The organism is Tessaracoccus sp. MC1756 (assembly GCF_014164735.1).
GTDB lineage: Bacteria > Actinomycetota > Actinomycetes > Propionibacteriales > Propionibacteriaceae > Arachnia.
In genome coordinates, this window is record NZ_JACJFZ010000002.1 from 403,887 (window position 1) to 428,108 (window position 24,222).

The 24,222-nt window shown below is 68.8% G+C and carries 20 protein-coding genes; 7 read left to right on the top strand and 13 right to left on the bottom strand.

Translation table 11 applies throughout. The annotated features are described in order from the left end of the window. Positions 1-22: 22 nt before the first annotated feature. The 11 genes from H5393_RS07290 to H5393_RS07340 all read right to left on the bottom strand — a co-directional run bounded on the left by H5393_RS07290 (position 23) and on the right by H5393_RS07340 (position 11,064). On the bottom strand, positions 23-1,021 hold the full coding sequence (locus tag H5393_RS07290) for a nitronate monooxygenase family protein (protein ID WP_182766094.1): 999 nt from the start codon (positions 1,019-1,021) through the stop codon (positions 23-25). Further along, positions 1,021-1,938 (bottom strand): Ppx/GppA phosphatase family protein, encoded by a 918-nt coding sequence (locus tag H5393_RS07295; RefSeq protein WP_182766095.1) that lies wholly within the window; start codon positions 1,936-1,938, stop codon positions 1,021-1,023. The genes H5393_RS07290 and H5393_RS07295 overlap by 1 nt, the downstream gene beginning before the upstream one ends. Beyond that, positions 1,935-2,426 carry a DUF501 domain-containing protein gene (locus H5393_RS07300; protein ID WP_182766096.1) on the bottom strand — a complete coding sequence of 164 codons (492 nt, stop codon included), beginning with the start codon at positions 2,424-2,426 and terminating at the stop codon, positions 1,935-1,937. The genes H5393_RS07295 and H5393_RS07300 overlap by 4 nt, the downstream gene beginning before the upstream one ends. 2 nt (positions 2,427-2,428) lie before the next feature. Continuing rightward, positions 2,429-2,854, bottom strand: a complete 426-nt coding sequence (locus tag H5393_RS07305) for a septum formation initiator family protein (protein ID WP_182766097.1) — start codon at positions 2,852-2,854, stop codon at positions 2,429-2,431. A 259-nt stretch (positions 2,855-3,113) separates the two neighbouring features. Then, on the bottom strand, positions 3,114-4,394 hold the full coding sequence (eno, locus tag H5393_RS07310; RefSeq protein WP_076059980.1) for a phosphopyruvate hydratase: 1,281 nt from the start codon (positions 4,392-4,394) through the stop codon (positions 3,114-3,116). A gap of 89 nt (positions 4,395-4,483) precedes the next feature. Then, the gene (locus H5393_RS07315; RefSeq protein ID WP_182766387.1) at positions 4,484-5,071 is read right to left on the bottom strand and encodes a MazG family protein; all 588 of its coding nucleotides are present in this window, start codon (positions 5,069-5,071) and stop codon (positions 4,484-4,486) included. A 29-nt stretch (positions 5,072-5,100) separates the two neighbouring features. Then, entirely contained in the window at positions 5,101-5,607 is a 507-nt protein-coding gene (locus tag H5393_RS07320) for a hypothetical protein (RefSeq protein WP_182766098.1), read from the bottom strand. Positions 5,608-5,704: 97 nt separating this feature from the next. Then, positions 5,705-9,205 (bottom strand): transcription-repair coupling factor, encoded by a 3,501-nt coding sequence (mfd, locus tag H5393_RS07325; RefSeq protein ID WP_182766099.1) that lies wholly within the window; start codon positions 9,203-9,205, stop codon positions 5,705-5,707. 161 nt (positions 9,206-9,366) lie between these two features. Continuing rightward, the gene (pth, locus tag H5393_RS07330; protein ID WP_182766100.1) at positions 9,367-9,951 is read right to left on the bottom strand and encodes an aminoacyl-tRNA hydrolase; all 585 of its coding nucleotides are present in this window, start codon (positions 9,949-9,951) and stop codon (positions 9,367-9,369) included. Further along, positions 9,948-10,556, bottom strand: a complete 609-nt coding sequence (locus tag H5393_RS07335) for a 50S ribosomal protein L25/general stress protein Ctc (protein ID WP_182766101.1) — start codon at positions 10,554-10,556, stop codon at positions 9,948-9,950. Before H5393_RS07335 ends, pth begins: the two co-directional genes overlap by 4 nt. Before the next feature lie 166 nt (positions 10,557-10,722). Next, a complete protein-coding gene (locus tag H5393_RS07340) occupies positions 10,723-11,064 on the bottom strand; it encodes an L-rhamnose mutarotase (protein WP_255436357.1) in 342 nt (113 codons plus the stop codon). Positions 11,065-11,142: 78 nt separating this feature from the next. On the opposite strand from H5393_RS07340, the gene H5393_RS07345 reads away from it, so the two are divergent. The 7 genes from H5393_RS07345 to H5393_RS07375 all read left to right on the top strand — a co-directional run bounded on the left by H5393_RS07345 (position 11,143) and on the right by H5393_RS07375 (position 20,930). Continuing rightward, positions 11,143-12,168: a LacI family DNA-binding transcriptional regulator gene (locus tag H5393_RS07345; protein ID WP_182766389.1), complete on the top strand. Its 1,026-nt coding sequence runs from the start codon at positions 11,143-11,145 to the stop codon at positions 12,166-12,168. Positions 12,169-12,349: 181 nt separating this feature from the next. Then, the gene (locus H5393_RS07350; protein ID WP_182766102.1) at positions 12,350-13,870 is read left to right on the top strand and encodes a sugar ABC transporter ATP-binding protein; all 1,521 of its coding nucleotides are present in this window, start codon (positions 12,350-12,352) and stop codon (positions 13,868-13,870) included. After that, complete coding sequence (locus H5393_RS07355) at positions 13,867-14,901, top strand: ABC transporter permease (RefSeq protein ID WP_182766103.1); 1,035 nt, start codon at positions 13,867-13,869, stop codon at positions 14,899-14,901. The genes H5393_RS07350 and H5393_RS07355 overlap by 4 nt, the downstream gene beginning before the upstream one ends. Continuing rightward, complete coding sequence (locus H5393_RS07360) at positions 14,898-15,959, top strand: ABC transporter permease (RefSeq protein ID WP_182766104.1); 1,062 nt, start codon at positions 14,898-14,900, stop codon at positions 15,957-15,959. Before H5393_RS07355 ends, H5393_RS07360 begins: the two co-directional genes overlap by 4 nt. A 75-nt stretch (positions 15,960-16,034) precedes the next feature. Continuing rightward, positions 16,035-17,111, top strand: a complete 1,077-nt coding sequence (gene rhaS / locus H5393_RS07365; RefSeq protein WP_182766105.1) for a rhamnose ABC transporter substrate-binding protein — start codon at positions 16,035-16,037, stop codon at positions 17,109-17,111. 173 nt (positions 17,112-17,284) lie between these two features. Next, entirely contained in the window at positions 17,285-18,448 is a 1,164-nt protein-coding gene (rhaI, locus tag H5393_RS07370) for an L-rhamnose isomerase (RefSeq protein ID WP_182766106.1), read from the top strand. 4 nt (positions 18,449-18,452) lie between these two features. Further along, the gene (locus tag H5393_RS07375; RefSeq protein WP_182766107.1) at positions 18,453-20,930 is read left to right on the top strand and encodes an FGGY-family carbohydrate kinase; all 2,478 of its coding nucleotides are present in this window, start codon (positions 18,453-18,455) and stop codon (positions 20,928-20,930) included. An 8-nt stretch (positions 20,931-20,938) separates the two neighbouring features. Here the strand turns inward: H5393_RS07375 and H5393_RS07380 are convergent, their stop codons facing one another. Beyond that, entirely contained in the window at positions 20,939-23,353 is a 2,415-nt protein-coding gene (locus H5393_RS07380) for an ABC transporter permease (protein ID WP_182766108.1), read from the bottom strand. After that, positions 23,353-24,183 (bottom strand): ABC transporter ATP-binding protein, encoded by an 831-nt coding sequence (locus H5393_RS07385; protein ID WP_370585949.1) that lies wholly within the window; start codon positions 24,181-24,183, stop codon positions 23,353-23,355. Before H5393_RS07385 ends, H5393_RS07380 begins: the two co-directional genes overlap by 1 nt. Positions 24,184-24,222: the final 39 nt, after the last annotated feature.

Below are 24,222 nucleotides of genomic sequence, written 5' to 3' on the forward strand. Positions count from 1 at the left end.
CACACCGGCTCTCTGCATGCCGTCAGCCGAGCAGCGACTCGACGATCGCCGCGGCCGGCGCAGCGCGCACGCCGTCGGTGTTCATGCCGCACCACAGGGGCGTGAAGTCCGTGCGGCCCTGAGCCTCTGCGGCTGCGCGCAGCGGGGCCAGGGGCCCGGTCGCCAAAGGGAACGGGGGAACCGCCTCGGGGAATTCGCCCAACTCCAGCACGAGCCGGTTGGGGATCCCCCGCGCGGGCCGGCCGGTCAGCGCAGTGGTGACCACGGTGTCGTGCGGACTCAGGATCGCGTCGCGGTGCATCGGCGACGTGATGGACTCGTCGGCCAGCAGGAACGCGGTCCCCGCCTGGACGGACACCGCCCCGGCGGCGAGCGCAGCCTGCACGTCGGCAGCCGTCGTGATGCCCCCGGCCGCGATGACCGGGCAGGTGACCGAGCCCCGAACCGCGCGCACCAGTTCCAGGGTGGGCAGGTGCAGCGACAGGTCGTCCGACAGGAAGTTGCCCCGGTGCCCACCTGCCTCGATGCCCTGGGCGATCACCGCGTCGGCCCCGTGTTCCACGAGCCAGCGGGCCTCGTCGACGGTGGTCGCGGTGCTCATGACCACCGCGCCCCACGCCTTCACCCGGCGCAACAGGCCCTCGTCGGGCAGGCCGAAGTGGAAACTCACGATGGGCGGCGCGAAGGGCTCGATGGCGTCGCAGATGTGTGCGTCGAACGGCCGGCGGGCGGCCCCGCCGCCGCTCTCGGCCACCCCGTACTCCTCGCGGTAACGGGCGAGTGCCGCGAGCCAGGCGTCCTCGAGGACCGGATCAGGCAGGGGCGCGTGGTGGGCGAAGAAGTTGACGTTGTAGGGCACGTCGGCGCCCTCCAGCACGGTCAGTTCGGCGGCTAGCGCATCGTCGCTCAACATGGCCGCGGGCAGTGAGCCCAGCGCACCGGTGCGTCCGACCGCCACGGCCAGGGCACTCCCCTGCACACCCGCCATGGGCGCCTGCACGATGGGGAGGGTGGGCAGCATCACTGCTCCAACAGACCCAGCGCGATGCCGTCGAGGATGTCGGTCTCGCTCACCAACACGCTCCCGCCGGGGACGCGGCTGGAGATTTCGTCGAGGATCAGGCCGCCCGCGCCGATCACCGCTGCGCGCAGGGGATGCATGCAGGGTTCCTCGGCCGTCACCGCAGCCGGCTGAGTGAGCCAGTGAGTGAGGATGGCCTCGATGTCGCCCCGGCCCAGGACCGTTTCGTGCACCGACTCGCGGTGGTAGGTCTCCAGCCCGAGCTTGGCCGCCGCGAAACTGGTGACCGTACCGGCGACGCCCACGGCAGCAGCGAGCGACCCGAAATCCACGACCGCTCCGTCGAGTTGCTCCCCGATGAACGTCCGCGCCGCCCGGATCTCCGGCGCCGACGGCGGGTCGCCGGGCAGGAAGCGCTCCTTCAGGCGCACCGCACCCATGTTGAGGCTGACGGCGGACAGGATCTCCGGCCCCTCCCCCACCACGATCAGTTCCGTGGAACCGCCGCCGATGTCGAACACCAACGACGGTGTCTGCACGTTCACGCCGCTGAGCACGCCCAACGCGGAGAGTTGCGCCTCCTCGGATCCCGAGATGACGTCCACCTCCACGCCCAGCCTGTCGCGCACGTTCGCCTCGAACACCGCACGGTTGCCCACGTCACGCGCTGCCGAGGTGGCCACGAACCGGACGCGGTCCGCCCCGGTGCCGGCGATGATCGCGGCGAACTCCTCGAATATCCGGTTGGCGCGCTGGAGCGCATCCGGGTGGAACTCCCCGGTCGCGTCGACGCCCTGACCGAGCCGGGCGAGGCGCACCTCGCGGGCAAGTTCGGTGAGCGCGCCGTCGGCTCCCCTCCGGAGGATCAGCAGCCGGATGGAGTTGGTGCCGCAGTCAACGGCGGCGACGGTCGTCATTCGCCCTCCAGGCAGGGGGCGCGCCAGAAGTCGCCGAGCGCCGCCACGGCCTCGTCGCCGAGTGGGTTGACGCCGGGACCCTTGGCCAACGAGTGCCCGACGAGCACGTGCAGGCACTTCACACGGGTGGGCATGCCGCCGGCGCTGATCCCCTCGATCTCCTCGACGTGGCCCAGCGCCTCCCGGTCTGCCAGGTAGGACTCATGCGCGCGCTGGTAGGCGAGCGCGAGTTCCTCGTCGGTCGCCAGCCGCTCAGTCATCTCCGCCATCAACCCGGAGGCCTCGAGAGTGGAGGTGGCCGACGTGGCCCGCGGGCAGGTCAGGTAATAGGTGGTGGGGAACGGCGTGCCGTTGGGCAGCCGCGGTTCGGTCTTGACGACGCCCGGCTTGCCACAGGGGCAGCGCCACGCCACCTCGGCGACCCCGCGGGGCTCGCGTCCGAGTTGCGCCTCCACGATGGCGAGGTCTTCCTGCGTCGGCCCGCTCATGCCTACTCCTCCTCCACCGGAGTGTCCGTGAGCTTCACGGACGTCCACATCTTCTCGTACCACTCGCCCTGCAACTCGGGCTCCTGCTCCGCCATCGTGGCCCCTTCGAGCGGGTTGCCGTCGGCGTCGATGACGCGGTAGCCCACCTCGCCTGGCATCACCCAGCCCAGCCGGACCCGGGCGATGGAGCGAACGTATTCGGGATCTTCCCAGCGCTCCAACTGGTCCTCCATGTCGGCGATCCTGTCGCGCTCCGCGGCGATCTCCGCCCGGACTGCGGCCAGTTCCTGCGCCTGCGCGAAGTAGACGCGCAGCGAATGGGCGAGCACCAGACCGATCCCGGCGATGACGACGAGGAGGACGGCGAGCCGCCACGTGGCGGTCATGGCCCGGCTGGCGCGCGGTGGCGCCGCGGGCCGTGCGCTCATCGCCCTCGACACCTCCTGCTCGGGAAGCGGCTCGACGTGGGGTTTACGGCTCCGTTCACCCGGACGCGCAGACGTGCGCGACCGCGGGGTGCCGCGGCCGGGGCCGGGATTGGCCTGCCTGGATCGGGGTGATTGAGCCACCCGCCCAGTCTGCCGCATGTCCTTGCAGGCACCGGAATCGACTCGCGTGTGCCCCAAGACAAAGGGCCCCGGAGTAGCTGCCTGCGCTACTCCGGGGCCCTTGTGTCACTTCAGGTGATCAGCCCTGGAAGCGGGGGAACGCCGAGCGACCGGCGTAGACAGCGGCCTCGTCGAGGTCCTCCTCGATGCGCAGCAGCTGGTTGTACTTGGCGACGCGGTCCGTACGGGCCGGGGCGCCGGACTTGATCTGGCCACAGCCCAGCGCAACGGCGAGGTCTGCGATGGTGGTGTCCTCGGTCTCACCGGAACGGTGCGACATCATGGTGCGGAAGCCGTTGCGGTGGGCCAGGTCCACAGCGTCGATGGTCTCCGACAGCGAACCGATCTGGTTGACCTTCACCAGCAGCGCGTTCGCGGTGTCGGTGTCGATGCCGCGCTGGAGGCGGGTGACGTTGGTGACGAACAGGTCGTCGCCGACGAGCTGGACCTTGCTGCCCAGACGCTCGGTCATGAGCTTCCAGCCGTCCCAGTCCTCTTCGTTCAGCGGATCCTCGATGGAGACCATCGGGTAGGCGTCGACGAGTTCGGCGTAGTAGTCGACCATCTGCTCGGCGGTCTTCTTCTCGCCCTCGAAGACGTACGAGCCGTCCTCGAAGAACTCCGAGGCGGCCACGTCGAGCGCAAGCGCGATGTCCGAACCGGGCTCGAACCCGGCCTTGCGGATGGCGTCGACGATCAGGTCGAGCGCGGCGCGGTTGGAGTCCAGGTTCGGGGCGAAGCCACCCTCGTCGCCGAGGCCGGTGTTGAGCCCGCGCTCCTTGAGGACAGCCTTGAGCGAGTGGTAGACGGCGGCGCCCATTTCGACGGCCTCCGCGAACGACTCTGCGCCGATCGGAGCGATCATGAACTCCTGGATGTCAACGTTGGAGTCTGCGTGCGACCCACCGTTGAGGATGTTCATCATGGGGACGGGGAGGATGTGCGCGTTGGGGCCACCGACGTACTTGTACAGCGGCAGGCCGGACTCCTCAGCGGCGGCGTGCGCCACGGCGAGGGAGACGCCGAGGATGGCGTTGGCACCCAGCTTGGCCTTGTTGTCCGTGCCGTCGAGTTCCAGCATCGCCATGTCGACGATGCGCTGCTCCGTGGCGTCGAGGCCGAGGATCTCCTCGCCGATGACCTCGGTGGCGTTCTTCACGGCCGTGAGGACGCCCTTGCCTCCGTAGCGGCCCTTGTCGCCGTCGCGAAGCTCAACGGCTTCGAAGGCGCCGGTGGAGGCACCCGACGGGACAGCGGCGCGACCCTGCGCGCCCGACTCGAGCTCGACCTCGACCTCGATCGTCGGGTTGCCGCGGGAGTCGAGAATCTCGCGTGCCTGGATGAATTCGATGGATGCCATTTAAGGTCCCTTTCAAAGAGTCGTCTCTCGGGCCCAAGCCTAGCTGTAACCGGTTCGGTCTCCCGCGCCGGGGCAGCCGGACTCAGGCCCTATTGATGGGTGGTCGGTTCAGTGGCCCGGATCTGGGCTTCCAGGTCGCGGAGCGCCTGCCGGGCGGCGGCGTCCGCGTCGATCCCGTTGGCCTGGGCCCGCGCGATGAGCGCGAGGATCTCCCGCCCGACGGTGTCCTCGTCGATGGGTTCGGAAGGCAGCTCGATGGGCACTGCGTGCGAACGTGTGCGCGAGACCACCTTGTGGGCCCGGCCGATCACACTCAGCGATTCGGCGATGCCGTCGAGGGCGGAGGTGCGGCCCTTCTCGGCACGCTTGCGCTCCTCCCAGTTCTGCCACATGTCCTGCGGGATCTCCGCATCGCCGAACACGTGGGGGTGGCGGCTGACGAGTTTGTCCGAGATGCCCCGGGCCACGTCGTCGAGCGTGAAGCGGCCCTCGTCCGTGGCGATCTGGGCGTGGAAGTACACCTGCAGGAGGAGGTCGCCGAGCTCCTCCACCAGTTCGGTGTCTGACCCGGCCTCAACCGCGTCCACCACCTCACAGGCCTCTTCGATGAGGTGGTTGAGCAGTGAGCGGTGGGTCTGTTCGGCGTCCCACGGGCATTTCACCCGTAGTTCCGCCATCACCTGGCGCAGGCGCTCCAGCTCGGAGGTCACTGGATCGCGACGACCGGTTCCGACAGCGAGCCCGACGTGTTGAGCAGCTGCTGCGTCCAAGGCTCCCACTTGCCGTAGCGCGGGTTGAGCTGCACGTCGAGCTTGTTGGCTGCCTCCTCGACGAACTGCGGCTCGAGCTGGCCGAGCATGGTGGTCTTGACGTTGGCGAGGGCCAGGGGCTTGCAGTCCTCCACCGAGAAGAGCTGCTCCGAGCCCTGCGCGTTCTGCGCACCGGCGGCGCGGAGGTCCTCCTCGGAGATTTCAGCACCGAAGGAGTCGAACAGGCCGCCCAGGAGCAGCGTGCCGACGACACCCTGGCGACGCAGCTGGTCCGGCGTCACCTGCAGCGCCTCGGCGCAACCGTCGACGATCTGGGTGACCTCACTCTCCGTGTACCGGTTGCCGTCCACGACCAACGCGGTGCCGGCCGTGGGGCTGCAGCCAGCCAGGAGGCCGACGGCGGCGACGGCGGCGAGGGCAGGCGCGAGACGCTTGAACTTCATCTGGGTCCTCTCGAACTTCGGGGTGCACAGGCACCTCGCTCAGCCTACCGCAGGCCCACCCGCGGTCCCGAAGCCGACCGGCCCTGCGCCTCGAGGCTCAGGCGAACAGTTGGGTCAGCAGCGTGGTGACCCAGGTGAGGTGGTCGCCATCCGGTTTCGGCACGAGGATCTGTTCGTTGGACGACTTGATCACTGAGCCCGGGTACAGGCGGTTCAGGCGCAACTGCTTCGATTCCGGCAGCGACAACGGCGAGAGGCGGATCACCTTGCCCTGCGGCACGATCTCCTGGATCCCGTGCTCCCGGGCGAGGTTGCGCAGGGCCGCCACGCCGAGCAGTTGCTCGACGGGGGGCGGCAGCTCGCCGTAGCGGTCGAGGAGTTCGGCGCGCACGGCGTCGATGTCTGCCGCGGTGCGGATCTCGGCGATCTGTTTGTACATCTCCAGGCGCAGCCGCTCCGAGGTGATGTAGTCGTCCGGGAGATGCGCGTCGACGGGGATCTCCACCCGCATCGTCGGCTCCGGCTCCGTGTCCACGCCGCGCCAGTTGGCCACGGCCTCGCCGACCATGCGCAGGTACATGTCGAACCCGACGCCCTCGATATGGCCGGACTGGTCCTCACCCAGGAGGTTGCCGGCACCGCGGAGTTCGAGGTCGCGCATGGCGATGGCCATGCCCGAGCCCAGCTCGGTGTTGGCCGCCATGGTGGCGAGCCGTTCGTGCGAGGCCTCGCTGAGCGACTTGTCCGCCGGGTAGAGGAAGTAGGCGTAGCCGCGTTCCCTGGAGCGCCCGACGCGGCCGCGCAGCTGATGCAGCTGCGACAGGCCCATCTTGTCGGCGCTGTCGATGATGAGGGTGTTGGCGCTCTGGATGTTCAGGCCCGATTCGACGATCGTGGTGCAGACCAGCACGTCGGTGCGACGCTCCCAGAAGTCCTGCATCACCGCTTCGAGCCGGTGTTCGTTCATCTGGCCGTGCGCCGTGGAGATGCGCGCCTCGGGCACCAACTCCCGCAGGTGCGCGGCGGTCTTCTCGATGGTGCCGACGCGGTTGTGCACGAAGAACACCTGGCCCTCGCGCGCCAACTCACGGCGGATGGCGGCCTTCACCTGCCCGTCGTCGTAGGGGCCGGCGAACGTGAGCACCGGGTGGCGTTCCTCGGGCGGGGTGGCGATGACACTCATCTCGCGGATGCCGGTGATGGCGATCTCGAGCGTGCGCGGGATGGGCGTGGCCGACATGGACAGCACGTCGACGTTGACCCGCATGGACTTGAGTCGCTCCTTGTGTTCGACGCCGAAGCGCTGCTCCTCGTCGATCACCACCAGCCCAAGGTCCTTGAACTGGATCTCCTTGCCGAGGAGGCGGTGCGTGCCGATCACCACGTCGATGCGGCCGGTGGCCAGGCCGTCGACGACCTTCTTGGCCTCCGCGTCGCTCTGGAAGCGTGACAGCTGGGCCAACTGCACGGGGAAACCGGCGAAGCGGGACGCGAACGTCTGGTAGTGCTGGGTGACCAGCAGCGTGGTGGGCACCAGGACGGCCACCTGCTTGCCGTCCTGGACAGCCTTGAATGCGGCGCGCACGGCGATCTCCGTCTTGCCGAAGCCGACGTCGCCACAGATGAGGCGGTCCATGGGCACGAGCTGCTCCATGTCGTGCTTGACCTCGGTGATGGCGGAGAGCTGATCATGGGTCTCGACGTAGCTGAAGGCATCCTCCAACTCGCGCTGCCAGGTGGTGTCGGGGCCGAATGCGTGGCCCTTGGTGGCCTGGCGGGCGGCGTAGAGCTTGATGAGCTCGGCGGAGATCTCGCGCACCGCCTTGCGGGCCTTGGCCTTGCGCTTGGTCCAATCGGCCCCACCCATCTTGTCGAGCGCGGGCGCCTCGGCGCCGACGTAGCGACTCAGCTGGTCGAGCTGGTCCATCGGCACGAACAGCCGGTCTCCCGGGTGGCCGCGCTTGCTGGCGGCGTATTCGATGACGAGGTAGTCGCGGGTGTTGCCCTGCACGGTGCGCTGGACCAGTTCCACGAACCGGCCGACGCCGTGCTGCTCGTGCACGACGGGGTCGCCGGCCTTGAGTTCGAGCGGCTGGATGGTGGGCTTGCGGCGCTGGGGAAGCTTGCGTTCGGACCTGTCCAGCTCGACCTGGCCGGTCAGTTCGCCGGCGGTGATGACCTCCAGCTTCGGCCCTCCGGCGCGCCAGCCGTGCCGCTGCGGCGAGAGCACGACGGTGACCCGGCCCGCCGCCGGAGCCTCAGCCAGGTCGTCGATCGAGGCGGCGATCCCCGCCTCGCCCAACAGTTCCACGAGGCGGGTGGCCAGGCCCTGGCCCTCGACGGTGAGCACGACCTTCCAACCGTCGGCCAGGCGCGTCCTGATGTGGGTGACGGCGGCGTCGGTGTCGCCGCGGAAACCCTCACCGGCGGTGATGTCGAGCGAACGGGAGTGCACCGAGGCGGCTTCGGGGACGGCGGGGCCGTCCTCTTCGGCGCCGGGGGCGGCCATGAAGGGCGACAGCGACCACCAGCGGTGGCCGGACTCCAGCGCATGCTGGCGGACGTCGCCCAGGGCCCAGTAGGCGGAGGCGCCGAGGTCGATGGGCGAGCTGCCCCCGCCTGCGGCCGCCGCCCAGGAGGCCTCGAGGAACTCCTGGCTGGTGGCAACTAGTTCGGCGGCGCGGGTGCGGATCAACTCCGGCGACGCGGCGAGGATCAGCGAGCCCTTCGGCAGCACGTCGACGAGCAGTTCCAGGCCTTCGACGAGCACCGGGATGAGCGCCTCCATGCCCTCCACGGCCTGGCCCTCGCCGATGCGGGTGAGCATGTCGGCCAGTTCGGGGTGGGCGGCGGCGAGCCTCTTGGCCCGGTTGCGCACCGCCGTCGTCAGGAGCAGTTCGCGGCAGGGAGGCGCGACGACGACGGTGGCGGTGTCGCCGGTGGAGCGCTGGTCCGCGACGGTGAAGTAGCGGATCTCGTCGACCTCGTCGCCGAAGAAGTCGACGCGCACAGGGTGGTCAGCGGTGGGCGGGAAGATGTCGACGATGCCGCCACGGACGGCGAACTCGCCGCGTCGCTCCACCATGTCGACCCGGTTGTAGGCCGCGCCGGCGAGATCCGCCAGCAGCGTGCCCAGCTCGTAGGTCTCCCCCACCGCGATCCGCACCGGCGCCATGTCCGCCAGGCCCTTGACCTGCGGCTGCAGGACGGAACGCACCGGGGCCACGACGACCTTGGGTGCGGGTTCCTCGTCGTGCCCGGCGAGGCGGCGGAGCACGGCGAGCCGGCGGCCGGCAGTGTCTGCACGGGGCGACAGCCGCTCGTGCGGCAGCGTCTCCCAGGCGGGGTAGTACTCGACGGCATCTTCACCCAGGTGGCCCGCGAGCTCGCTGGTGAGCTGCTCGGCCTCGCGGTAGGTGGATGTGATGAGCAGCACGGTCCGGCCGCTCTCCTCCGCGATGGCGGAGGTCAGGAACGGGAAGAACGATCCGACGGTGGTGACATCGAGGGTGGTGACTCCGGAGCGCCGGGCGTCGGCGAGCGTGTACTGGAATCCCTCGGATGCCTCGAGAGCCTGGAGGAGGCCTGGATACTTCACGGTGTCAATCCTTCCACGCCACCCGGCCCCGGTCCGGGGCGGCGCCGTGAGCAATTGGATGGGGTCACGGCGCGACACGCCGAGAAAAACATCCTAAAGCGTCGGTGACCCCATCCAATTGCTCACGGGTTCCGGCCGGGCGACGGTGGGGTGGGCGTGCTTTACGAGTTGAACTTGTTCTGGGTGACGACCAGGCCGTCGCGCACGAGCGACTCCACGACGTCAGCGGCCACCGCCGCGTCGACACGCATCTCGTCGAGTTCCTTCGGCTTCAGCTTGGCGAGCACGTAATCCGCAGCGGACTGGCGGCCGGGCGGGCGCCCGATCCCGACGCGCACCCGGTAGAAGTCGCCGGTGCCGAGGTGCTGACGCATCGACTTCAGGCCGTTGTGGCCGTTGTCGCCGCCGCCCAGCTTCACGCGCAGGCGCCCAGCGTCGAGGTCGAGCTCGTCGTGGATCGCGATGATGTGGCCCGGCTCGATCTTGTGGAACGTGGCGATGGACCTGACGGCCACGCCGGACAGGTTCATGTACGTGGTGGGGCGGACCAGGACCAGCTTGACCGGTTCCGGACAGCGGAGGCTCACCGTCGCAATCTCAGCCTTCTGGCGCGAGTTCAGCGAAAAGGAGGAGCCGTAGCGGTCTGCGAGATCCGCTACGGCCCAGAACCCGACGTTGTGCCGGGTGATCTCGTAGGCCGGGCCCGGGTTCCCGAGCCCGACCACGAGAAAGGTGGAACTGGTCACTCCGCGGAGTCGTCGCCCTCAGCGACCTCTTCGTCGGCGGTCTCTTCAGACTCGGACTCGACGACGGGCGCGTTGACGGACAGGACGAGCGCATCGGGGTCACCGGTCGCCTCGACGCCCTCAGGCAACTTGACGTCGGAGACCAGGATCTGGTCGCCGATGACGAGGCCGTCGAGTGATACGTGGAGCTCCGTGGGGATGTCGGTGGCCGGCGCGAGGACGGTCAGCGTGGTGAGGTCCTGGTTGATCAGCGTGCCGCGCTCGGCCTCGCCGACGAGGACCAGCAGCACCTCGACCTCGACCTTCTCGCCGGCCTTCACCAGCAGGAGGTCGACGTGGTCGATCAGGGGACGGATCGGGTCACGCTGGATCTGCTTGACGAGCGCGAGCGAGGGCTTCTTGTCGCCGTCGATCGAGATCTCGAGCAGTGCGTTGGAGGTACGCAGCGCGAGGTAGGTCTCCTGCGCGGGCAGCGCCAGGTGGACGGGATCCATGCCGTGGCCGTAAAGGACAGCGGGGGTGCCACCCTCGCGGCGGAGTCGACGGGCAGCGCCCTTGCCGAACTCGGTGCGGGTGGTGGCGGACAGTTGGGCGTCAGCAGCCATGGGGTGAACTCCTCAAGCTCTCAGATGAATGGTGCGCATGCAGGCGCCGAGCGAGAAGCGAGCTAGTCGATGACGGACCCGCATGAGTCCCTCGCCAGGCAACCCGGCAAGCCTACCTCACGCCTTCGGGCTGCAGGAAATCACTCAGCGGCCAACCTGGCGCTCCTCACAGGCGACCCAGTTGCTCCTCGAGATTGAAGACCTCCTCCAGTTCGAAAAAGCTCTCGTCCGGGGCGGCATCCAAGTCGACGAAGAACTCGGCCATCTGGGCCTGCCACCGGCCGTTGACCTCGGTCTTGGCCATGGCGCGTTGAGCCGCCCCCAGGTCCTCGGATTCGACGTACCCGATGAGCAGACCGTCCGGCCGGAGGAACAGGGAGTAGTTGTGCCACCCGGAGTCTTTGAGGGCACGGAGCATCTCCGGCCAGACGGCCGCGTGGCGCTCCTTGTATTCGTCGAGCCGGTCAGGCCGTACCTGGAGTTGGAAACAGTGGCGTCGCATGGGCATGGGCACATCCTGGATCAACACGGCTCTCCGAGAGCCTGAAACGCTTCATTGCATGGATAGCATAGAGGGGTGGACAAGATGACGAGGCACGGCTCCGGCGTGGGCATCAAGGACGTCGCCCGCGCAGCCGGCGTGTCGGTCGGCACGGTCTCGAACGTCATGAACCGGCCGGATGTGGTGTCACCCAGCAGCCGCGAGAAGGTCGAGAAGGCCATCGAAGAACTGGGCTATGTGCCCAACGATGCCGCGCGGCAACTGAAAGCCGGTACCAGCCGCGCGGTGGGCCTCGTGGTCGTCGACACCCAGAACCCCTTCTACGGCACCATCGCGCTCGAGGCCGAGGACGCTGCTGAGGAGCGCGGCCTCGGCCTGTTCATCGCCAACTCCCACCGTCGCCACTCGAAGGAACAGTTCTATCTGTCACAGTTCGAGCAGCAGCGCGCCCGCGGCATCCTCGTGACGCCCGTCTCGTCGGATCTCGACGTCCAGCGCAGCGTCGCCCAGCGCGGCACCCGCGTCGTGCTGGTGGACGCGGTCGAACGCGACGAGGGCTTCTGCGCCGTGGCGGCCGACGACTTCCACGGTGGCTACCTGGCGGTCAGGCACCTCATCGACCTGGGTCGACGCCGGATCACCATCCTCGGCGGGCCGGAACACTTCCGGCAGGTGGGGCGACGCCTTGCGGGCGCCCAGCAGGCCGCCGGCGAAACTGCCGGCGTCGAGATCGAGTACCTCGCGCCCGAAGAAATGAGCATCTTGGCCGGGCGCGACGCCGCGATGGAGATCGCGGAGCGCGCCACGCTGCCCGAGGCCATCTTCGCCATGAACGACCTGCTCGCCATCGGCGCACTCCAGGCCCTCGTCATGTCGCGCTCGCTGCGGGTGCCCGAGGATGTCGCGCTGATCGGCTACGACGACGTCGACTTCTGCAGGGACGCCGTCGTGCCGCTGTCGTCCATCCGTCAACCCAGCGCCGAGATGGGCCGCAAGGCCATCGAACTCCTGGACGACGAGATCACCGACGGCGACAGCCACACCCACCGCTGGGTGCTCCTCAAGCCTGAACTCGTGGCCCGGCGGTCCACGCTGGGCACCCCTGCCTGAAGGCCGTCACTGACGCCGCGGACGCCCCCCGCAGCCCCGTCCAGGGGGCCGCCACCAACCGGCCCGTATAACGATTCAATCACCATCCACCACGCGCTTGACCTGAGGCCGAGAGCGTCCTTATAGTGTGCAACACAAGGGAATGAATCGTTTCATCTCACGACCTCGATGGGGAGGCTACATGAAGGACGAGGTGAGAACGCCCACACCAGCGCTGAGGCTGGACAGGGTGTTCAAGTCGTTCGGGCATGTGGTGGCGCTGCGGTCCGGCAGCCTCACGATGCACCGCAACTCGATCCACGCACTGATCGGCGAGAACGGGGCCGGCAAGTCCACCCTGGTCAAGATCATCGCCGGCCTGTACCGGCGAGACTCGGGCGAGGTGGAACTCCACGGCAAGAGCGTCGACTTCACGAGCACCGCGCAGTCGAAGGCCGCCGGCATCGCGGTGATCTACCAGGAGCCCACCCTCTTCCCCGACCTCTCCGTCACGGAGAACATCTTCATGGGCCGCCAGCCCACCGACCGCCTGGGGCGCGTCGACCGTCGGAGCATGCGACGGGAGGCCATCGCGATCTTCGAGCGGCTGGGTGTCGCCCTCGACCCTGACCGTGTCGTCGAAGGCCTGTCGATCGCGGACCAGCAACTGATCGAGATCGCCAAGGCCATCTCGCTCGATGCGCAGGTCCTCATCATGGACGAGCCCACCGCCGCCCTCTCGGGCGTCGAGGTCGACCGTCTCTTCGCGGTGGCACGCAGCCTCCGCGACGAGGGCCGCGCGTTGCTGTTCATCTCGCACCGCTTCGACGAGGTGTTCGCCCTGAGCGACACCGTCACCGTGATGCGCGACGGCTCCTACATCGACACCCTCTCCATCGAGGACACCAGCGTCGACCAACTCGTCTCCCTCATGGTGGGCCGCGACGTCACAGAGATGTTCCCCAAGCTGCCCGCCGAGATCGGTGAGGTCGCCTTGGAGGTGAAAGGGCTGACGCGCACGGGCGTCTTCCGCGACATCTCGTTCTCCATCCGCTCCGGCGAGATCGTCGGGCTCGCGGGACTCGTCGGCGCCGGTCGCAGCGAGGTGGCCCGGGCCATCTTCGGCGTCGACCGCTACGAGTCCGGCTCGGTGCAGTTGCACGGCAGACACCTCCCCGGCGGGAACCCCCGGCTGTCGACGGCGCGCGGCATCGCGCTCGTGCCCGAGGACCGGCGCAGGCAGGGCCTCGTCCTCGACGACAGCGTCGCGCGCAACATCACCCTGAGCATCCGTTCCCGGTTGGCTAAGTGGGGCCTGATCTGGACCGGCCTGGAGAACAGGGCCGCGGAGATCTGGGCGAGCCGGCTCGAGGTCAAGACCTCGGCGCTCGACACCGAGACGGGCACGCTGTCCGGCGGCAACCAACAGAAGGTCGTCCTCGGCAAGTGGCTCGCCACCGAGCCGTCGGTGCTGATCGTCGACGAGCCCACCCGCGGCATCGACGTCGGCACGAAGGCCGAGGTCCACCGCCTCATCAGCACCCTCGCGCAGCAGGGCATCGCCATCCTGATGATCTCGTCCGAACTGCCCGAGGTGCTGGGCATGTCCGACCGCGTGCTGGTCATGCGGGAAGGCAGCCTGACCGGCGAGTTCAGCCGCGACGAAGCCACCCCGGAGGCCGTCCTCCATGCCGCCACCGCCCAGTTGGAGACAGTTCGATGACCGCCACGACGATTCCGCGCCCCGGCACCAGTAGCGCCGCCCGCTTCGTCAAGTACGTCGCGTCGGCCCGCGAGCTGGGCATCCTGCTCGCCCTGCTGCTGGTGATCGCCGCGGCGACGCTGACCAACCCCACCTTCCTCTTCTCCCCCGACGGCTTCCGTGACCTCCTCCTCACGCCCTCCCTCCTCCTGTTGGTGGCGGTCGGCCAGGCCGTGGTCATCATCACGGGCAACATCGACCTGTCCGTGTCGTCGGTCGTGGGCCTCACCGCCTACATGACTGGCCGCCTGTTCATCGACGTCGAGGGCATCCCGATCGTCGTCGTGATCCTGGCCGGGCTGCTGTTCGGTGCCCTGCTCGGGGCCATCAACGGCGCCCTCATCGCGTTCGCCCGGGTCCCCGCGCTGGTCATCACGCTCGGCACGATGTACATCTACCGCGGCCTCAACGTCTCGTGGGCGGGCAGCAGCCGCATCAACGCCTCAGACCTCCCCCGCGACTTCCGCTCGCTCGGCACCGACCAGATCCTGGGCATCCCGACGTTGACCATCATCGCCGTCGTCGTGCTGGTGCTGGCCGCCTGGTACCTGCGGAACATGCGCGGGGGTCGAGAGTTGTACGCCATCGGCTCCGACGCGCCGGCCGCGCACCTCTACGGCCTCCGGGTCACCCGCCGGCTCGTGAGCGCATTCGTGCTCTCCGGCGCCCTGTCCGGTCTGGCTGGGGTGTTGTACGCCGCGCGTTACGGCACGGTCAGCTCCGCGGCGGGCACCGGTTGGGAACTGCAGGCGATCGGCGCAGCCGTCATCGGCGGCGTAGCCATCGCCGGCGGCATCGGAACCCTCTGGGGTGCGGCGCTCGGCGCATTCCTGCTCATGACCATCAACCGGGCCCTGCCGATCCTGGGCATCGACGACTTCTGGCAGCGCGCCGTCGTGGGCACCCTCATCATCGGCGCCATCGTCCTCGACCGGGTTCTGGCCGTGCGCCGGAGCCGCAAGCTGGTCGCCCAACGAGAGGAGAAGCCGTGAGCACCGCAGTCGCCGCCCCCGGCATCCGTACCTACGCCAACCACACGCGGCCGCTGTGGCGTCGCCTCCTGCTCACCAGGGAAGGCGCGATCATCGCGATCCTCCTGCTGGTCTACTTGGTCTCCTTCGTCGCCGTGCCGAACTTCAGCGGCCCGCTGACCGTCACCTTCCTCCTCCGTGAAGTGGCCCCGATCCTCCTCATCGCGTTGCCGATGACGCTGATCATCATCACCGAGGAGATCGACCTGTCGGTGGCGAGCATCGTCGGTCTGGCCAGTGTGCTCACCGGCCTACTCACCCAGGCGGGCCTGCCGTTCCTGCTCGCCGCCCTCATCGCAGTGCTGGCGGGCGCGGTGGCAGGCATGTTCAACGGCTTCCTCATCACGTTCGTCGGCCTCCCCTCGCTCGCCGTCACTATCGGCACGCTCGCGCTCTACCGCGGCATCGCCGTCGGCCTGCTCGGCACCACCGCCATCACGGACTTCCCCGAGAACTGGACGAGCATGGCGCGGGCCAACATACCCGGCACGCCCATTCCGCTGATCATGGTGGCTTTCGTGCTCCTGGCCATCGGGTTCGCCGTGGTGCTGCACTTCACCCCGTTCGGCCGTTCCCTGTACGCGATCGGCCTCAACAAGGAGGCCGCCGCCTTCTCCGGCATCGATGTGGGCCGCACCAAGTTCCTGCTGTTCATCGCCAGCGGCGCCGTGTCCGCGTTCGCCGGCGTCTACTTCACGCTGCTCTACTCCAACGCCCGCGGCGACAACGCCCTGGGCATGGAACTCCAGATCATCGCGGCCGTCCTGCTGGGCGGGGTCTCGATCTTCGGTGGCCGAGGCGGCCTGCACGGAGTCATCGCCGGCGTGCTGCTGATCGGCGTGGTGGCCAGCGCGCTGCGGCTGGCCAACGTCACCAGCGACGTGATCAACGTGATCACCGGCCTGCTGCTCATCTTCTCCGTGGTCTCGTCGAGCTTCCTGGCCTGGGTTCACACCAGGCGGGCCGCTGCGGTCGGCAGACGTCAGGGGGTGGCCAGCGCCCGAGCTACCACCCCATGAGCAGAGCAACCGGATCACCACTTCACAATCTTCACCAACCATCCAACAAGCAGTCCATGACGAAAGGTAACAATGATGTTTGGACTTCGTAAGACGCGCTTCGCGTTCCGTTCGGCTGCACTCGCGGCCGCAGCCGCCCTCCTGTTCACCGGGTGTGGCACCGGCACCACCGACGATGGTGCCGAGCCAACCACCGCTGACAGCGCCGCCCAGTCGGCACCCGCCGACAACGCCGGCGGAGACCTCACCATCACCTTCCTACCCAAGAACCTGGGTAACCCCTACTTCGACACCTCCAGCACCGGCGGCAAGGAAGCCGTCGAGGAGCTCGGCGGCACGTTCAGCGAGATCGGCCCCACCGAGGCCAGCCCCACCTCCCAGGTGAGCTTCATCCAGACCGCCGCCCAGCAGGGAACCGGTGCCCTGGTGGTCTCGGCCAACGACCCCAGCGCCATCTGCGACGCCCTCGACGAGGCCCGCAGCGCCGGCGTGAAGGTTGTCACGTTCGACTCGGACACCAACCCCGAGTGCCGTGACCTGTTCATCAACCAGGCCGACGCCGAGGGCATCGCCCGCGTCCAGGTCGACCTCGTGGCCGAGCAGATCGGCGACGCCGGCCAGATCGCGATCCTCTCCGCGTCCGCCAACGCCACGAACCAGAACGCCTGGATCGAGATGATGAAGGAAGAGCTCGAGGCCAGCCACCCCGACATCGAGCTCGTCGAGGTCGTCTACGGCGACGACGACGACCAGACCTCGTTCGACCGCACCGCGGCCCTCCTGCAGACCTACCCCGAACTCAAGGGCATCGTCTCCCCCACCACCGTCGGTATCGCCGCGGCGGCCCGCTACCTGTCGACCTCGCAGTACAAGGGCAAGGTCGCGCTCACCGGTCTTGGCACCCCCAACCAGATGCGTGAGTACGTCGAGGACGGCACCGTGACCGCCTTCGCGCTGTGGAACCCGGGCGACCTGGGCTACCTCGCCGCCCACGCGGCAGGCGCCCTCGTCAACGGCGACATCACCGGCGCGGAGGGCGACTCCTTCGAAGCCGGCCGCTTGGGCAGCTACGAGGTCGGCGCCGACGGCGTCGTCCTGCTGGGCGACCCCTTCGTGTTCAACGCCGACAACATCGCCGACTTCGACTTCTGATCGAAGCACAGCGGGCCGCGCGCCTGCACTCCACGTCCGGGGGTCCCGTTCGCGGGGCCCCCGGCTCCCTACCCCCACCCATCACCTCGGCACTGGCTTGACCACTGTCAGATCTAATTGTATCGTTTCAATTGAACCGTTTAAATGATCGCACAACCGCAAGGAGGCGGCCCATGTTCGACGACAGCATCAGCGCGCAACTGGCAGCGCAGGCCATCGAGGTTCCGTCGTGGGCCTACGGCAACTCAGGCACCAGGTTCCGGGTGTTCGGCACCCCCGGGACCCCCCGCAACGTCCACGAGAAGCTGGCCGACGCGGCGCAGGTACAGAAGTACACCGGCCTCGCGCCCAAGGTCTCCCTCCACTACCCCTGGGACAAGGTCGACGACTGGATGGGCCTGCTGGAGTACGCCGAGGACCTCGGTGTCGGCATCGGCACCATCAACTCCAACACCTTCCAGGACGACGAGTACAAGTTCGGCAGCCTCGCGCACCACGACGCGGGCGTCCGTCGTCGCGCCATCGAGCATCACCTCGACTGCATCGAGGTGATGAACCAGACCGGCTCCCAGGACCTCAAGATCTGGCTGGCCGACGGGACCAACTACCCAGGCCAGGGCGACCTGCGCCGCCGCCAGGACTGGCTGGCCGATTCCCTCGCGGAGATCTACCGGCACATCGGCGAGAACCAGCGCCTCGTGCTGGAGTACAAGTTCTTCGAGCCGTCGTTCTACCACACCGATGTGCCGGACTGGGGCACCTCGTACGCCCATGTCTCCGCCCTCGGTGAGCGCGCCTTCGTCTGCCTCGACACCGGCCACCACGCCCCGGGCACCAATATCGAGTTCATCGTCGCCCAGTTGCTGCGCCTCGGGAAGCTGGGGTCGTTCGACTTCAACTCACGCTTCTACGCCGACGACGACCTCATCGTCGGAGCCGCGGACCCGTTCCAGCTCTTCCGCATCCTGTGGGAGGTCAAGCGGGGCGGCGGATTCGACGCCGAGAACGGCGTGGTCTTCATGCTCGACCAGTGCCACAACATCGAGGACAAGGTACCGGGACAGATCCGCTCCGTGCTCAACGTGCAGGAGATGACCGCCCGCACCCTGCTCGTCGACACCGCAGCGCTGGAAGCAGCACAGCAGGCGGGAGACGTGCTGGGCGCGAACGCCGTGCTCATGGACGCGTTCTACACCGACGTGCGGCCTGCGCTGGCGCAGTGGCGCGAGGGTCGCGGGCTGCCTGCGGACCCGATGAAGGCCTTCGCCGACAGCGGCTACCTCGCCCAGATCGCCGAGGAACGCGTCGGCGGTGCCCAGTCGAGCTGGGGGGCCTGACCCCATGGATGCGGTCATCGCGGTCGACCTGGGTGCCACCAGCGGACGGGTCGTGCTCACGACCTTCCACGACGGGTGCCCACGGCTGACCGAGGTGCACCGCTTCTCCACTGCAGCCCGGCGCAGCGAGGACGGGCTGCGGCTGGACGTCGTCCCGCTGTTCGAGGACATCCAGGCGGGCATCGGCCTGGCGATGGCGGCCGCCCACGGTGACGTGGCGGCCGTCGGCATCGACTGCTGGGCGGTGGACTACGGGCTGCTCGGCGACGACCAGCTGCTGGACCTGCCGTACAACTACCGCGACGAGCGCACCGCCGCCGGACGCGAACTGATCGCCGGGCGCATCGCCCCCGACGAGCTCTACGCGCGCACCGGTCTCCAGGACCTCCCCATCAACACCATCAACCAACTCGGTCACGACCTGTTGTCCGGCCGCCTCGAGAAGGCCCGGCACCTCCTCCTGTTGCCGGATCTGCTGGGCCACTGGCTGACCGGGCGGATCGTGGCCGAGCGCACCAACGCCTCCACCACCGGCCTGCTCGACCCCCGCACCGGCGGGTGGGACTGGGACCTCATCGACAGGCTCGGCCTTCCCCGCCGCATCTTCCCTGAGGTCGTCGAACCCGGCACGGTGCTGGGCCCGATCACCAACGGTCCCGCGGCCGGCATCCCACTGGTGGCGGTGGGATCCCACGACACGGCGTCGGCCGTCGTGGGCGCGCCCCTGCAGGACGACGGCGACGTGTTCATCTCGTCCGGCACCTGGTCCCTGGTGGGCATGGAACTGCCGGCGCCGGTGTTGACCGACGAGTCGCGGCTGAAGAACTTCACCAACGAGGGCGGCGTCGACGGCACCGTGCGCTACCTCAAGAACGTGATGGGACTCTGGGTCATCTCCGAGGCGATCCGCCAGTGGGAGGCCGAGGGGCACGGTCACTCCCCGGCCGCCCTGGCGCGGGCCGCCCGCCGCGTCACGGACGCGCCCGTGTTCGACGTCAACCACCCCTCGCTGCTGCCTCCGGGCGACATGCCGGCGCGGGTCAAGGCGCTCCTGGGAGGCGACGAACGTCTCGACGACCCCACCTTCTTCACCCGCTCCGTCCTCGAATCCCTGGCCGCCGCCTACGCCGACACGATCGCGGAACTGGCGCACCTGACCGGCCGCCGGCCGCGCCGCGTCGTCATCGTCGGCGGTGGCTCTGCCAACACCCTCCTGAACCAACTGACCGCGGACCGCACGGGGCTGCCCGTACTTGCCGGGCCCGTCGAGGCGACCGCCATCGGCAACTCGCTCATCCAGGCCCGCGCCGTCGGCCTGCTCCACGGCTCCCTCTCCGAACTGCGAAAGATCTCGATGATGTCCACCGACCTGACCTCCTACCAACCCTCCCCCGAGCGGCCCGTCGGCCTGTTGCGTGAGATCGTGACGCTGTCCAACGAGTTCGGCGCCGACCCGGCCTTCACCCGGGCGGGCGGCGGCAACTCGTCGGTGAAGTCCGGCGGCGTGCTCTGGATCAAGCCCAGCGGTGTCTCCATGGCCACGCTCAGCACCGACGATCTGGTGCCGCTCGCCGTCGACGTCCTCAACGGCGCCCTCGCAAGCCCGGATCCGGACCCCGCCCTCGGCGACCCGGTCAACCATCTGGCCACCCTGGCGAGGCTCGACGACGGGCCCCGCCGGCCGTCGGTGGAGATCCTCTTCCACGCCCTCATCGACGACACGTTCGTGCTGCACACCCACCCGCTGCTCATCAACGCGGTGACCTGCAACGCCGACGGCGAGGATCTGACCCGCCGGCTGTTCGGCGACCAGGTCCTCTGGGTGCCCTACGTCGACCCCGGCCTGCCGCTGGCCAGAGAGATCGCCGCACGCCGGGCCGCCTACACGGAGCGCACCGGCCGACCCGCCCCCACCACCACGTTCCTCATGAACCACGGCCTCATCGTCTCCGGCGACGACCCCGACCAGGTGCGCAGCGAGAGTCACCGCGTCATGCGACGGGTGCAGCAGGCCGTGGATGCAGCCGCCGGCAGCCTGCCCGCGGTCGCCGAAGCATTCCGCGCCGCAGTGGGCGCCGAGTTCACGGCGCTCGACGCCAGCCCGATCGCCACGCAGTTCCCGCTCACCGAAGCCGGCGCCCGCTTCCTCCACGAGGGCCCCCTGATTCCCGACCAGATCGTGTACGCGGGGTCCTTCCCCGTGGTGCTCAACGAGGGCGACGACGCAGCCGCGGCCGTCCGCCGGCACCGGGAGAAGCACGGGGTGGACCCGGTCATCGCGGTGTCCCCGGGGCTGGGGGTGGTAGCCGTGGGAACCGACGAGAAGCAGGCCACGACAGCGCTCGAGGTCTACGTCGATGCGCTGACCGTCGGCCAGGCCGCCACGGCTCTCGGCCGTGTGCGGGCCCTGGACGAGCGGGAGCGTCGATTCATTGAGAACTGGGAGGCGGAGGCCTACCGCAAGCAGGTCGCCACCGAGTAGCTCCTTTCTCAGTCGGCGGCCAGCGCCTCCGTCGGGGGCGCGCTGGCCGCCTTCTGACCGGGCAGCAGGGAGGCCAGGACGGCCGCCACCAGACAGACGGCGATGAGCCCGGCCGTGTAGAGCACGTCGATCGAGAAGTGCAGCTGGACGTTCTCGCCCGGCATCATCAGGAGCGTCGACGACACCCCCAGCCAGCCGAAGAACATCCCGGCCACGAGCCCGATCACCACCCCCACCCCGACGAGGGCGAGGGCCTCCACCAGCAACATCCAGCGCAGGCCGGAGCGTTGCATGCCGAGGGCGCGGAGCAGCGCGGACTCCCGCTGCCGCTCGATCACCGACAGGCCCAGTGTGTTGCTCACGCCCACCAGGGCGATCACCATCGCCACGCCCAACAGGCCAGTCAGCACGATCAGCATGACGTCGAGCACCTGGTTGAGCACCAGGATCGCCCCGGCTCCGGACGCGCCGAAGAAGGCGTCGGGCACCGTCTCGAGGACCTTGACCACCTGGTTGATGGCCTTCAGGTCCCCGCGGTCCTTGAGCGTGATCCAGATCTCACGCTCCACGGGGTCGCCCGCCAGTTGCTCCAGCGTGGCCGTGGTCACCGAGGCCTGGTAATACTCGAGGCCGGTGCCGGTGACCACCTTCAGTGTCACGTCGCCGTTGGCACCGGGCAGGGTCACGGTGTCCTGGCCCTGGGCGAGCAGGCTCCCCTCCGAGACGACCACCTCGCCGTCCTGGGGATGGGCGTCCTCGGCGATGCGCTTGCCGAGTTCCCGCAGCAGGCCGTTGCGGTCGAAGGCCACCACGTCGTTGTCCAACTGTTTGGCCGGCAGGGTCCGCACCCCCGCGACACCCTCCATGCCCTCGAGCCGTTCGATGAGGTCGGCCGGCACCTCATCGTCGGCGAACGAGACGGTGAAGTCGACGGGGTACGTGGCGTGGATGGATTCCGTGCCGGAGGTGCGGGCCGTCGCCAGCGCCACCTGCAGCGTTACGATGAGCCCGACGGCGAGCATCAGCGCGGTGGCCGTCGCCGCGGCGCGCTTGGGGTTGCGGGCGGCGTTGGTGAAGGCGAGTCTGGCCGTCGGGCCCGTCCTGCCGAAGACGGCGCCCAGCAGCTTCAGCAGCGGCGGGACGAAGAACGGGGCCGCCGCGAGCACCGCGACCGTCAGGAACGCTCCGGCACCCACGGCCCACAACACGCTCCATTCGGTGTTGATGCGGCTCATCACGACGAGGAAGGCGCCGATGGCCGCGGCGCCGACCACGAGGATGGTCCGGATGAGGCCGGCCCGCCGCGCCTGGGCCTCCGTCGGCACGGCCTGCAGCGCCTCGAGCGGTTTCACCCTTGAGGCCACGACGGCGGGCGCGATGGCCGAGATCATGGTGGCGGCAACGCCCGCGAGCAGCGCGATGACGAGCTCGCCCCAGCGCACGTCGAGGCCCCAGTAGAGCGAGCCCGTGATGGAACCGCCGATCATGGCCACGCCGAAGCCCAGCGCGATGCCCAGGAGAGAACCGACGATGCCCAGTAGGAAGGACTCCACGACGATTCGCCCCATCACCTGGCCCGGCGAGGCGCCCACGGCCCGCAGCAGGCCCACCTGCCGACGGCGCTGCGCCACGAGGATGGCGAAGGTGTTGGCGATGGTGATCATGCCCACGAGCAGCGCGACGACGCCGAAGGTCTGCAGGAGGTACTTGAAGATGTCGAACTGGTTCGTGAGGTCGTCGAGCTGCGTCTGGCGCTCGGCGGCCGCGGTGCGCACGATGATGTCGGGGTCCAGGGAGGCCGCGGCCTCGGAGACGCCCTCGAAGGTGTCGGCGGCGGACGCCCCGTCGTCGAGGACCAGTGCGTAATCGGTGATCACGTACTCCGGGCCGAACTCCAGATAGCCGACAGTGGACCACAGGGAGGCGGGGTCGTCGGTCGCGCCGACGATGGTGAAGGCGGTGGCGGAATCGTGGTCCGGCGAGACCGAGTCGCCGATGTCGGCGCCCAGCGAATCGAGCCCGGCCCGCGACAACACGATCTCCTGCTCGGAGGTGGGCCACCTGCCGTCGACCAGTTCAGACCACTGGAGGTCTGCCGGCGGCACGCTGTACAGCATGCTCACCTCGGACCTGTCGCCGAAGTTGAGGATGGTGGACTGGGCGAACGGCACCTCGTGCACGGCGCGCACCCCGTCGACTCCCTCGAGGGTGTCGACGAGCTCTGGCAGTTCGAGGCCCAGCGTCGTGACGAAGAGGTCCGCATTGGCCAGCGGCATGGTGTTGGACTTGCCCAGCGCCGTCTGCTCGGAGTTGACGAAGACGGAGATGGCCGCGATGAAGCCCACGCTGATGGCGATGGCGATGAGGGTGGCCACGAAGCGGCCGGGATGAAGCCTCAGTTCAGAGACGGCTTGGCGCCACATCAGGCCACCGCCTGCTGCAGGAAGGAGCTGACGCCCTCGGCGGTGGGCTGGGCGATGTCGGCGACGACGCGGCCGTCGAGCAGCATCAGCGCCCGGTCGGCGTACGAGGCGGCGCGCGCGTCATGGGTGACCATGATGATGGTCTGCCCATGCTCCTGAGAGCAGAGCTGCAGGTATTCGAGCAGAGCGGTACCGGTCTTCAGGTCGAGCGCGCCGGTGGGTTCATCGGCGAAGATCACCTCTGGCCGGGTCACCATGGCGCGGGCGATGGCGACACGCTGCTGCTGTCCGCCGGAGAGCTGCGACGGGCGGTGGGTGAGGCGGTCGCCCAGCCCCAACGACGCGACGACCTGCTGGAAGAACGGGCGGTCGACCCTCGTGCCCGCCAGTTCGAGTGGCAGCAGAATGTTCTGCTCGGCAGTCAGGGTGGGAAGAAGGTTGAAGCTCTGGAAGACGAAGCCCACCTTGTCGCGGCGGATGCGCGTCACGCTCTTCTCGGGCAAGCGCGCCAGGTCGTCGGTGCCGACGAACACCGAGCCGGACGTCGGACGGTCGAGGCCCGCCATGCAGTGCATGAGGGTGGACTTGCCGGAGCCGGACGGACCCATGATGGCGGTGAAGGAACCGGGCTCGATGCTCACCGAGACGTCGTTGACGGCGACGACCTGCCGGTCGTCGGAACCATAGACCTTCGTGAGGTGGTGGGTGCCGCACGCAGGATGCGAGGCGGGCTGGGCTTGCGTCATGGGGTGTCCTTCCAGAGGTTTCGCCGACCAACCTATTGAGGCCCACGCACCCAGGGAATCCACCCCACGTCCCGCCTCGGACATCGCAGGTATGAAGCTCCGGTCCAACGAAGGTCGTGGAAG